Below are 12076 nucleotides of genomic sequence, written 5' to 3'. Positions count from 1 at the left end.
GCCTGTTGCCGCTTAAAGCTTAGTCCGATTCGGCGCGTCGCGTGAGATCGAGCCCCGCGGCCCGGGCCGGCCGATAGTCGGTCGGGCGCATGCCGGTCCATTTGCGGAACGCGCGATGAAACGCGCTCGGCTCCGCGAAGCCGACGGCGTTGGCGATATCGGCGATGGTGCGCTGCGTGCGCTGCAGTTCGGCGATCGCGATGTCGCGCCGCAGCGCGTCCTTGATCGACTGATACGTGTGGCCCTCCTGCTTCAGGTGCCGCCGCATCGTCGCCTCGGCGACGTGCAGGCGCGCGGCCATCTGATCGGCCGCGGGCCAGCCCGACATCGGCAGCGCGCGCAGCGTCTTGCGCACGCGCGCGGCGAGCGAACCCGGATTGCGGTACTTGACGATGAAGCTGCCCGGCGCATCGCGCAGAAACGGCCGCGCCGAGCGCGAAGTCTGGATCACCGGCAGTTCCAGAAACGCAGGGTCGAGATCGACGGACGACTCGGGCTCGTCGAAATACATGTCTTCGCAGAACATCAGCCGGTATTCGTGCGCGGCCGGCGGCGCGGCGCAGCGAAAGCGCGCTTCGAGCAACGGAATGCGCCGGCCGACGAGCCAGCACACGAGCCCGTACACGACGATGAAATACGTCGCGTAAGCGAACATCGCCGGCTTGCGCGTGCCCGCGCGCTCGACGAACTTCAGGCGCACGCGCTGCGCGTCGGTGTCGATCGTCGCGCCGAGATCGTCGAGCACGAGCCGCATGAAGCCGACCGCGCGCGCAAGCGCCTGCGCGCCGTTGCGCGCGCCCAGCGCCATCTGCGTCATCGCGATGAAGCTGCCGCTTTTCATCGGATGCGAGTCCTGGCCGAAGAATTCGTCGTCGAGCGCGCGTGCGATGCCGGCCCACAGCGCGCCGTATTGCGCCGACGATACGCGGCTTTTCGGCGACGCGAGCATCGCCGCGGCAATGCCGGCCGCTTCGGCGAGCGCTCGCGCGTCGAGGCCGCGCGCCGTCGCGAGCGCGAGCGTTTCCTCGACGAGACTGACGGAGATCGTGCCTTTGTCGCTTTTCATCTGGATTCGGTTTTTCTGGCAAAAGCGCTCAGCATGGGCTGGGTCGCGGTTCATGAAGCCCCTGAAATGGCGAGGCTCCATGCACGTGCATGGTAGCAGTATGGCAAAAGCGCTCAGCAAGAATGAGCGGAGCGAGCATCGAACGGCGCGGGCCGCTTGCCTACACTTGCCGCATCACCGCGATCGCCAGCACGGTCGTCAGCACCAACGAGGACGCAGTCATGGACAGCTTCTACACCGACGAACAACGGATGATCCGCGACGCCGCGCGCGACTTCGCGACCGAATGTCTCGCGCCGCACGCGGCGCAATGGGATCGCGACGCGCAACTGCCGGCCGAGGTCGTCGCGCAACTGGGCGAACTCGGCTTTCTGGGCATGATGGTGCCGGCCGAGTGGGGCGGCTCCTACACCGATTACGTCGCCTATGCGCTCGCGCTGGAAGAGATCGCGGCCGGTTGCGCCGCCTGCGCGACGCTGATGAGCGTGCACAACTCGGTCGGCTGCGCGCCGATCCTGAACTTCGGCAGCGCCGCGCAGAAGGACCGCTATCTGCGCGAGCTCGCCATCGGCCGGACGATCGGCGCGTTCTGCCTGACCGAGCCGCAGGCGGGCTCCGAGGCGAACAATCTGCGCACCCGCGCGGAGCGGCGCGACGGGCAGTGGATTCTGAACGGCAGCAAGCAGTTCGTGACCAACGGCGCGCGCGCCGGTCTCGCGATCGTGTTCGCGGTCACCGATCCCGAGCGCGGTAAGCGCGGCCTGTCCGCCTTCATCGTGCCGACCTCGACGCCGGGTTTCGACGTCGGCCGGCCGGAGCACAAGCTCGGCATTCGCGCGTCCGACACCTGTCCGATCTCGCTCGATCAGTGCGCGGTGCCCGAGGCCAATCTGCTCGGTGAGCCGGGCGAGGGTCTGCGCATCGCGCTGTCGAATCTCGAAGGCGGACGCATCGGCATCGCCGCGCAGGCAGTCGGCATTGCGCGCGCCGCGTTCGACGCCGCGCGCCGCTACGCGAACGAGCGCGAACAGTTCGGCAAGCCGCTGAAAGACCACCAGACGATCGCGAACATGCTTGCCGACATGGCGACGCGCCTGAATGCCGCGCGCCTGCTCGTGCATCACGCGGCACGGCTGCGCTCGGCGGGGCGGCCGTGTCTGTCGGAGGCGTCGCAGGCGAAGCTTTTTGCGTCGGAGCTTGCGGAGGAGATCTGTTCGAACGCGATCCAGATTCATGGCGGCTACGGCTATCTGGAGGACTATGCGGTCGAGCGCCACTATCGGGATGCACGGATCACGCAGATTTACGAAGGGACGAGCGAAGTGCAGCGGATGGTGATCGCGCGCCATGTTTGAGGGCGGCGTTTGAGCGCACAATAGCCTGGCCGTGGATGCTCGCCTGAATCACCGCGGCGAAAATAACCGAGCGCGCCCCGCGCCACTTGCAACTACGTTGCATCGGACCAGAGTAAGCGCTAAAGCGCTAACTCTGGTCGACAGGAGACGACGATGACAGCAGCGAAAGCCTTTCTCGAAGCGCGCGATCTGCTAGTGCGCCATCGCACCGACTACGAGCGCGCGTACCGCGAATTCGCGTGGCCCGCGCTCGGCGAGTTCAACTGGGCGCTCGACTACTTCGACGCGATCGCGCATGACAACGACAACCCCGCGCTGTGGATCGTCGACGATCCTTCCAGCGACGGCCTGCGTCTGTCGTACGCGCAGATGTCGGAGCGCTCGTCGCGGATGGCGAACTTTCTGCGCGGCGCGGGCGTCGGCCGCGGCGACCGTGTGCTGCTGATGCTGCCGAACCGCGTCGAGCTATGGGACGTAATGCTCGCCGCGATGAAGCTCGGCGCGATCGTGCTGCCCGCCACTACGCAACTATCCGCCGACGACGTGCGCGACCGCGTGCAGATCGGCGGCGCGAAGTTCGTCGTGGTCGACAGCGCGGAGCTGGGCAAATTCGATGCGCTCGACGTGCCGCTCACCCGCTTGTCGGTCGGCGCGCCGCGCGACGGCTGGATCGATGTTGCCGCCGCGTACGAGGCTTCGCCGCATTTCACGCCGGACGGCGTCACCCACGCCAGCGATCCGCTGTTGCTGTACTTCACGTCCGGCACCACCTCGAAGCCGAAGCTGGTCGAGCATACGCACCAGAGCTATCCGGTCGGGCATCTGTCGACGATGTACTGGATCGGCCTGCAACCCGGCGACATCCATTGGAACATCAGCTCGCCGGGCTGGGCCAAGCACGCGTGGAGCTGCTTCTTCGCGCCGTGGAACGCGCAGGCCTGCGTGTTCGTGTTCAACGTCCCGCGCTTCGTGCCGAAAGACACACTCGCCGCGCTCGTGCGCTTCAACGTCACCACGCTGTGCGCGCCGCCGACCGTCTGGCGCATGCTCGTGCAGGAGCCGCTCGGCGACTATCCGGTGAAGCTGCGCGAAATCGTCGGCGCCGGCGAGCCGCTGAATCCGGAGGTCATCGAGCGCGTCAAGCACGCGTGGGGCATTACGATTCGCGATGGCTACGGCCAGACCGAAACGACCTGCCAGATCGGCAATTCGCCGGGCCAGCCGGTCGTGGCCGGCTCGATGGGGCGTCCGCTGCCGGGCTACCGGGTCGAACTGCTCGACGCCGACGACCAACCGGTCGGCGAAGGCGAAATCGCGCTGCCGCTCGCCGAACGGCCGCTCGGCCTGATGACGGGTTATGCGAACAACGCCAACGCGACCGCGCAGTCGATGCGAAACGGCCTCTATCGCACGTCGGATGTTGCGCTGCGTCGCGACGACGGCTACTACGTGTACGTCGGCCGCTCGGACGACGTGTTCAAGTCGTCCGACTATCGCCTGAGTCCGTTCGAACTCGAAAGCGTGCTGATCGAACACGAGGCGATCGGCGAGGCTGCCGTCGTGCCGAGCGCGGACGCGTTGCGTCTGTCGGTGCCGAAGGCGTTCGTCACCGTGCGTCACGGCTACGAAGCCGGTCCCGAACTCGCGCGCGCGGTGTTCGCGTTCTCGCGCGAAAAACTCGCGCCGTACAAGCGGATTCGCCGTCTGCAATTCAGCGAACTGCCCAAGACGATCTCCGGCAAGATCCGCCGCGTCGAATTGCGGCGCCGCGAAATGGAGCGCGCAGCCGAGCCCGCGCGTCTGCCGGACGAGTATTGGGAAGAGGATTTTCCCGACTTGCGGTGACTGTCTTTATTCCTCGCCATTGCTGGTTTGCCGCCCCGGTTTGAATCGCACGCGTTGAATTAGCTTCGGATTCGACGCGTCGGGGCACTGTTTTCTAAATCACAGGAGTTTCAGGATGAGCACCCTTGCTTCGAACGAGACCGGCCGCGACGTTGCCGGCGCCGTGGCCACCGTCAAACTGCTGATCAACGGCGAGTTCGTCGAGTCGAAGACGACCGAGTGGCGCGACATCGTGAACCCGGCCACGCAGGCGGTCCTCGCCCGCGTGCCGTTCGCGACCGTCGCGGAAGTCGACGCAGCGGTGCGCAGCGCGCACGCCGCTTTCAAAACGTGGAAGGACACGCCGATCGGCGCGCGCATGCGCATCATGCTGAAGTACCAGGCGCTGATTCGCGAGCATATGCCGCGCATCGCGAAGACGCTGTCGGCCGAGCAAGGCAAGACGATTCCCGATGCCGAGGGCGACCTCTTCCGCGGTCTGGAAGTCGTCGAGCACGCGTGTTCGATCGGCACGTTGCAGCAGGGGGAGTTCGCCGAGAACGTCGCGGGTGGTGTGGACACCTACACGCTGCGCCAGCCGCTCGGCGTATGCGTCGGCATCACGCCGTTCAATTTCCCCGCGATGATCCCGCTGTGGATGTTCCCGATGGCGCTCGTGTGCGGCAATACCTTCGTGCTGAAACCATCCGAGCAGGACCCGCTGTCGACGATGCAGCTCGTCGAGCTTGCGCTCGAAGCCGGCGTGCCGAAGGGAGTGCTGAACGTCGTGCACGGCGGCAAGGAGGTCGTCGATGCGCTGTGCACGCATGAACTGGTGAAGGCGATTTCGTTCGTCGGCTCGACGGCGGTCGGCACGCACGTGTATCGCCTCGGCAGCGAACACGGCAAGCGAGTGCAGTCGATGATGGGCGCGAAGAACCATGCGGTCGTGTTGCCCGACGCGAATCGCGAACAGACCCTCAACGCGCTCGCCGGCGCCGCGTTCGGCGCCGCTGGGCAACGCTGCATGGCGAGTTCGGTGGCGGTGCTGGTCGGTGCCGCGCGCGAGTGGCTGCCCGAACTCGTCGCGAAGGCGAAGACGCTGAAGATCAACGCGGGTCACGAGCCGGGCACCGATGTCGGGCCGGTCGTGTCGCGCGCCGCGAAGCAGCGCATTCTCGGTCTGATCGACGCTGGCGTGAAAGAGGGCGCGACGCTCGTGCTCGACGGCCGCGATGTGAACGTGCACGGCTACGAGCAGGGCAACTTCATCGGCCCGACGGTGTTCACCGACGTGACGGCCGAGATGGAAATCTACCGCACCGAAATCTTCGGGCCGGTGCTCGTGGTGCTGAACGTCGCGACGCTCGACGATGCGATCGCGCTCGTCAACGCCAACCCGTTCGGCAACGGCGTCGGCCTCTTCACGCAAAGCGGCGCGGCGGCGCGCAAGTTCCAGAGCGAGATCGATATCGGCCAGGTCGGCATCAACATTCCTATCCCGGTGCCGGTGCCGTTTTTCAGCTTCACCGGTTCGCGCGGCTCGAAGCTTGGCGATCTCGGTCCCTACGGCAAGCAGGTCGTGCAGTTCTACACGCAGACCAAGACGGTCACCGCGCGCTGGTTCGACGACGACACCGTCAACGATGGCGTCAACACGACGATCCGCCTGCGTTGAAGGCACACACGGAGACGACATCATGAAGATCGGCTTTATCGGACTCGGCAATATGGGCGCGCCGATGGCGCTGAACCTGCTGAAGGCGGGCCACGCGCTCAACGTGTTCGACCTCAGCGCGGAAGCTGTGCGCACGCTCGTCGACGCGGGCGCGCAGCCGGCCCGCTCACCGCAAGCCGCCGCGAGCGACGTCGAATGCATGATCACGATGCTGCCCGCCGCGGCTCACGTGCGCAGCGTGCTCGTCGCGGACGATGGCATCCTCGCCGGCATCGCGCCGGGCGTGCCGATCATCGATTCGAGCACGATCGATCCCGCCAGCGTGAAAGCGTTTGCCGAACTCGCCGCGGCTCATGGCAACAGCTTCGTCGATGCACCGGTCTCGGGCGGCACGGGCGGCGCGGCGGCGGGCACGCTGACCTTCATGGTCGGCGGCAGTGCGAGCGCGTACGAGCAGGTCAAGCCAGTGCTGTCGGCGATGGGAAAAAACATCGTGCATTGCGGCGACACCGGCACGGGCCAGGTCGCGAAGATCTGCAACAACCTCGTGCTCGGCATCTCGATGGCGGGCGTCGCCGAGGCGATGTCGCTCGGCGAGGCGCTCGGTATCGACACGCAGGTGCTCGGTAGCATCATCAATACGTCGACCGGGCGCTGCTGGAGTTCGGACACGTATAACCCGATGCCGGGCGTGATCGAGACCGCGCCGTCGTCGCGCGGCTATACCGGCGGCTTCGGCACCGACCTGATGCTGAAAGACCTCGGCCTCGCCACCGATGCCGCGCGTGGCGTGCGTCAACCGGTCTATCTCGGCGCGCTCGCGCAGCAGCTTTATCAAACGATGAGTGCGAACGGCGCGGGGCGCCTGGACTTTTCGGCGGTGATCAAGCTGTATCGCTCGCGTGAGCGCGGCGGTACCGACCAGGGAGGCACGCAATGATCGACCTCGATTACGCACATGACGGCGCCGTTGCTTTGATCACGTTGAAACGGCCGCCCGCGAACGCTTTCACGCCCGACGGTCTGCTGCAATTGCAACGCACCGTCGAGCAGTTGAACGCCGATGCGCGCGTGCGCGCGTTCGTGATCACCGGCGACGGTCCGAAGTTTTTCAGCGCGGGCGCCGATCTGAACACGTTCGCCGACGGCAATCGCGAAGTCGCGCGCACCGCGGCCGCGCGTTTCGGCGCGGCCTTCGAGTCGCTGCAGAACGCGCGGCCCGTCGTCATCGCGGCGCTCAACGGCTTTGCGATGGGCGGCGGTCTCGAATGCGCGCTCGCCTGCGATATCCGCATCGCCGAGCAGCATGCGGTGCTGGCGCTCCCCGAGACGGCGGTCGGTCTGCTGCCATGCGGCTGCGGCACGCAGACGCTGCCGTGGCTCGTCGGCGAAGGCTGGGCCAAGCGGATGATTCTGACCGGCGAGCGCGTTGATGCGGCGACCGCGCTCAGCATCGGTCTCGTCGAAGAAGTGGTGGAGCGCGGCGCCGCGCGTGAAGCCGCATTGAACATGGCGCAGCGCGTCACCGGTTTGAGCCCGGAGGCGGTCAGCTTCAGCAAGGAGCTGATCCATCAGGCGCGGCATGGCGTGCCGCGCGCCGCCGCGCTCGCGCTAGAACGCGAGCGCTTCGTCGATCTGTTCGATGGCGCCGATCAGCGCGAGGGCGTCAACGCGTTCCTCGAAAAACGCGTGCCGCGCTGGCAGACGAGCCGTGCATCGCGGGAGACGCAGCGATGAGCGCTTTGCACGGCTTTGCGGTCGAAATGCGCGACACGACGAACACGCAAGCCGAACCCGACGTGCTGTTTCGCGTCGTCAACCGCGTGGCGATCATCACGCTGAACCGGCCTGCCGCGCTCAACGCGCTGTCGCACGCGATGATGCGCGAACTCGCGGTGCTGGTCGAGCATTGCCGCACCGATGCCGGGATCGTCGCGCTGGTGCTGAAGGGCGCTGGCGACAAGGGCTTTTGCGCGGGCGGCGACGTGCGCGAGGTACATCGGCTCGCGACGCAGGGCGACCCACGCTGGCTCGCGTTCTTCGTCGACGAGTACCGGCTCGATTACGCGTTGCATACGTTTCCTAAGCCGGTGGTCGCGCTGCTCGACGGCATCGCGATGGGCGGCGGCATGGGCCTCGGCCAGGCGGCGCGGCTGCGCATCGTGACCGAACGCAGCCGCATCGCGATGCCGGAGACGCGCATCGGCTTCGTGCCCGACGTCGGCGCGAGCCGCTTTCTGAGCGTGATGCCGGCCGAGCTTGCGCTGTATGTCGGGCTGACCGGCCCGACGCTAGCGGGCGCCGATGCGATGCGCCTGCAACTGGCCGACCTGTGCGTGCCGGCCGACTGGCTCGCGAGCTTCGAGGAACGTTTGCAGCGCATGTCGCACGACGGCGAGCGCATCGACGCGCTGCGCGCCGTGTTCGAGCCGCCGTGCAATATCGTGCCGCACGCGCCGCTCGGCGCGCTGACGCAACTGATCCTGCGCCACTTCGACCGGCGTTCGGGCGTCGAGCGCATCGTCGCGACACTGCGCCAGGATCTCGAACGCGAACCGCCGCGCGAGGTGCGGCAATGGCTGCAAGCGACCTACGACGCACTGACCGCCCATTCGCCGACGATGCTGCACGTGACGCGCGAAGCGCTGCTGCGCGGCCGGCAGATGACGCTTGCCGATTGCTTCCGGATGGAGCTCGGCATCGTGAAGCGCTCGATCGAGGAAGGCGATTTCCGCGAGGGCGTGCGCGCGCAACTGATCGACAAGGACCGTCGGCCGCGCTGGTCACCGGCGACGCTCGCCGATGTGCAACCCGAGCGCGTGCGGCATTTCCTGAGTTCGCCGTGGCACGGCGACGCGCATCCGCTGGCGGCGCTGGGCGTGGAGCATGGCGACTGACTTGCGCGGCGTATCGCATGCCGCGCGGGGCGCGCGGCCCGGCGCACCCGCGCCCGCCCTTAGGTCTGCTTGGCATGTCCCGCCCATCAGCCGCCGGTGCCAATTGTGGTCTGGCGTACACAGACTACGTGCGCCAATTGACATCTTTCCGGGCGCAATCTTAGATAGATAGTTCAGCTCCGTCCCGACCGGCAAAGCCTGCTCGCAGCCCTCATCACGGCGCTCGTCCGACCTACGGTGCGTTTGTACGTCACCGCTTCCCGCATTCCCGTGCTCTTGATCGATCAGGAGGCAATGCGTATGGAAAAGCCGTCAGATGAGAATCGCCGCTCCAAACCCTTCGGCGACAAACCCGCTTCCCACGTCGAGCAGGGCCCTCATGCAAAAAAGCTCGTCCTCACCGCGCTAGGCGGCATTGCGGTTCTGGTGGGCAGCGGTATCTACTGGGTGGTGACCTTTTCGCATCGCGTGCCGGATGCGGATTGCTTTCCTCCCGGCATCGAGTGCGTTAAAAAGATCGCCGCGGTGATGAAGGAAGTCAGCGACGCGGATCGCGCAACCAGCATGGGCGAGAGCTGGCTGCTTGCGTTGCTGGTCACGGCCTTCACGTTCCTCGTGTTTTATGTCCACATTTGCCGTGGAGAAGAAGAACGGGCGCGGACCATCGCGGAACGCGAGTTCGAGGAGAAGAAGCGTATCGCGGAAGAGGAAGGTGAGGCCGCTCCCGACGTCGACTCACGCTCGAAGGGTGTAGTCGGCATCCTGCGAACCTGGTTCGCGTCGCGCTGGTGCATTCCGGTGTTCTGCTACGTCCCGGCGGTATTGCTGTTCGGCGGAGAGATATGGGAGGGCTATACCGATGCGGTCGTACTCGCTTTGGCGCTCGCCGCCATTTACGTGGCCGCCGAACACTATTCCGCGCTCGAGCAGCAACGCAAGCTCGTCGACGAGCAGGAAGAGGTGCTCGAGACCATCCGCAAGGAGCTCAGCGACAAGGTGGCCAGCATCGATAACGCGATGGGAACCCGCTATGGTCTTCGCGTGATTTACGACGCCTATCGCGACCCGAACCACGACCAGTCCCGCGCAGAGGAGAGGAAGCGCTTGCAGCCGGGCGCGGCGCACCAGGTTCACGGCGGCGCGGCTAACGTTCAGGAGTCGGAAAAAGGCATTTTTTCGATCTATCGTTTCTTCGATATCGACAAGCAATGGTGGGCGCGCGAGTCCTGGGACGGCTATCGCAGCAGCCCCGCGGCGACGCTCTATCGGACCTTGAAGGAAGGCGCGCGCACGAAGATGACGCTGGTGACGCCCCTCGAATATCCCGAGTTCGACGACGGCTCGATGCAGGACAAGGCACTCTTCTTCGGCAAGTTCATTGGACTCGTATGGCATTACGTCGTGCTGTGGCACGTACGGCGCGCGCTCGAGGCCGACTCGAAAGACGTCGTGTGCGAACACAAGATTCGCATTGCGCAGACTTCGCTGTGGCTGCATGTGGTCGACCGGACCGTCTATCAGATTCTCGGCGACGATCGCGGCAAGGACGTCAAGGTGCGCAACCTGACGCACGACATGGATGAGATCTCGGTATCGCTCGCCCGCTGGGCCAAGCGTGAAATTCAAACGCTGGCGGCGCGTGGCCCGACCGTCGAGGAGTACATCTGCACCTGCCTGACCGATGCCCATCAGGCCATACCCGCGGACGGTGCGGCCACCTTCGGACAGAACGAAGATCACGTACTCGAAAGACTCGGATTCAAGGAATGGGCGAACGAAGGAGACGCGCCATCGGGAATTCGCAAGCGAGTGTTGGCCGCGCGCTGCAAGGGATTGATCCGGGATGCCGTGGCGATCATCGCCACGTCCGAGCCGAGGCAGACGGCGACCATCGACGGCCAATACGATCCGTCGATCGAAGAGATAGCAGCGGAGGTCGAGTGATGACTACTTCCATCGATGCGATGCTGGCCGACCTGGAGATCATCAGCGACCTGGTGATGTCCCTCGTGGTGCCGACGAAAAACACGGACCGGTCGAATTTCACGACGCCGATCTCGCTGATGGTCAGACACCATCTGGTCGGCGGGCAGTCGCCGCTTGCCGGTCGCGACGTGCGCGGTCTCGTCGACCGGCTCAAGCACTGCGCCGGCGCGCTGTGCAAGGTCGGATCGGGCAAGAAGCTGCTCGCCGATTCACAGTTGATGCGGGGCATTCCTGCGGCGCCATTTCAGGCGAATCAGTTCTACGTCGAGTTGCTCACGGCGGTATCGCTCGGTCTTTACTTTCTCGGCGTGCCGATTGGCGAGCCGTGGGACCTGGTGCAGACCTGGGCCGACGAGGAGGGGGGCGGGCTACCGAACGGCATCTGCGTGGCGAAGGCGATCGGCGATATCGTGCGCTCGTCGCGCAAGTGGCATCCGACGCTGCCGGTGGAAGCCGACGCGAACGAGCGCGCCAAACGCAGGGCGTCGACGGATCTGATCGTTCATTCGTTCCTGCCGATGATCCTGTTTCGCGATCTGATCCTGTGGGGCGGCGGACAGCCGGAACCGGAGAATTCCGGGTTGCCGGAACATCCGTCGATCCGCACTCAGACGGCGACCGGACCCACCGAAGGCGACGAGTCGGATGAACGGTCTTTGCTCGTGCCGTCGATCCATGCGTTGGGCCGCTGTTACGAAGTGTTGCAACTGCAACTTTACCTGAGGGCGGGTTATCCGATTTACTATGCCGTGCCAGAGGCCATTCTGAAGACCGAAATTTTGCGGTCCTGCGCGGCGGGAAAATCCACCGAGGAATGCTGGGAAGAAATGTGCACGTTCCTGCGTGACAAGATCTTCCGCGGCAAGCTGCCCGACGCCGGCAATCTGCAGAAGCAGTGCGTCTACGTGATCGACCGGACCAAGCCTCCCGCGTGCTTCATCAATCATGATGCGGGGCTGCTGACCTTCGAAGGCATCGATCTCGACGTGGGCAGCCGCGAACTGCCGCTACCGGCGAGTTACATGCTCGACGAACGCAGGGAGCGCTACCGCAAGAGAGTGCTTTCGTTCAAGCCGGCCGATGACGAAGCCGCGCTGCGAAACCTCTTGAATGGCGCAAAGAACAAGGAACTTTTCAAGCATATCTTTCATGGCGCGAAAGATGATCATCCTGATCCGGCTCACGGCAAGGATGCCGCCAACGACGCCGCGAAGGACACCGTCACGGTGAGGTGACGATGCGCGGCGCACTGGGTATCGGGAACGCCGCA

At 65.4% G+C, this 12076-nt stretch carries 9 protein-coding genes; 8 read left to right on the top strand and 1 reads right to left on the bottom strand.

Annotated elements, in window-relative coordinates; translation table 11 throughout:
* Positions 1-19 precede the first annotated feature (19 nt).
* Complete coding sequence (locus OKW28_RS03630) at positions 20-1066, bottom strand: AraC family transcriptional regulator ligand-binding domain-containing protein (protein WP_429443821.1); 1047 nt, start codon at positions 1064-1066, stop codon at positions 20-22.
* A 221-nt stretch (positions 1067-1287) separates the two neighbouring features.
* Between OKW28_RS03630 and OKW28_RS03625 the strand changes: the two genes are divergently transcribed.
* The 8 genes from OKW28_RS03625 to OKW28_RS03590 all read left to right on the top strand — a co-directional run bounded on the left by OKW28_RS03625 (position 1288) and on the right by OKW28_RS03590 (position 12041).
* Positions 1288-2421 carry an acyl-CoA dehydrogenase family protein gene (locus tag OKW28_RS03625; RefSeq protein ID WP_429446839.1) on the top strand — a complete coding sequence of 378 codons (1134 nt, stop codon included), beginning with the start codon at positions 1288-1290 and terminating at the stop codon, positions 2419-2421.
* Between the two features lie 153 nt (positions 2422-2574).
* A complete protein-coding gene (locus OKW28_RS03620; RefSeq protein WP_429291327.1) occupies positions 2575-4266 on the top strand; it encodes an AMP-binding protein in 1692 nt (563 codons plus the stop codon).
* Between the two features lie 115 nt (positions 4267-4381).
* Positions 4382-5923 (top strand): CoA-acylating methylmalonate-semialdehyde dehydrogenase, encoded by a 1542-nt coding sequence (locus OKW28_RS03615; RefSeq protein WP_429443820.1) that lies wholly within the window; start codon positions 4382-4384, stop codon positions 5921-5923.
* A gap of 22 nt (positions 5924-5945) precedes the next feature.
* Positions 5946-6863, top strand: coding sequence for a 3-hydroxyisobutyrate dehydrogenase (gene mmsB / locus OKW28_RS03610; protein WP_429443819.1), 918 nt, complete (start codon positions 5946-5948; stop codon positions 6861-6863).
* Positions 6860-7660 (top strand): enoyl-CoA hydratase, encoded by an 801-nt coding sequence (locus OKW28_RS03605; protein WP_429443818.1) that lies wholly within the window; start codon positions 6860-6862, stop codon positions 7658-7660. The genes mmsB and OKW28_RS03605 overlap by 4 nt, the downstream gene beginning before the upstream one ends.
* Complete coding sequence (locus tag OKW28_RS03600; RefSeq protein WP_429443817.1) at positions 7657-8820, top strand: enoyl-CoA hydratase/isomerase family protein; 1164 nt, start codon at positions 7657-7659, stop codon at positions 8818-8820. Before OKW28_RS03605 ends, OKW28_RS03600 begins: the two co-directional genes overlap by 4 nt.
* Before the next feature lie 300 nt (positions 8821-9120).
* Positions 9121-10764, top strand: a complete 1644-nt coding sequence (locus tag OKW28_RS03595; RefSeq protein ID WP_429443816.1) for a hypothetical protein — start codon at positions 9121-9123, stop codon at positions 10762-10764.
* Complete coding sequence (locus OKW28_RS03590) at positions 10764-12041, top strand: hypothetical protein (RefSeq protein WP_429443815.1); 1278 nt, start codon at positions 10764-10766, stop codon at positions 12039-12041. Before OKW28_RS03595 ends, OKW28_RS03590 begins: the two co-directional genes overlap by 1 nt.
* The last annotated feature ends 35 nt before the right edge of the window (positions 12042-12076 follow it).

The sequence above is a fragment of the Paraburkholderia sp. 40 genome, from assembly GCF_050434105.1.
In the GTDB taxonomy this organism is placed as follows: Bacteria; Pseudomonadota; Gammaproteobacteria; order Burkholderiales; family Burkholderiaceae; genus Paraburkholderia; species Paraburkholderia tuberum.
Note: the sequence above shows the minus strand (reverse complement) of the source record. Positions and strands in the feature narration are given on the sequence as shown.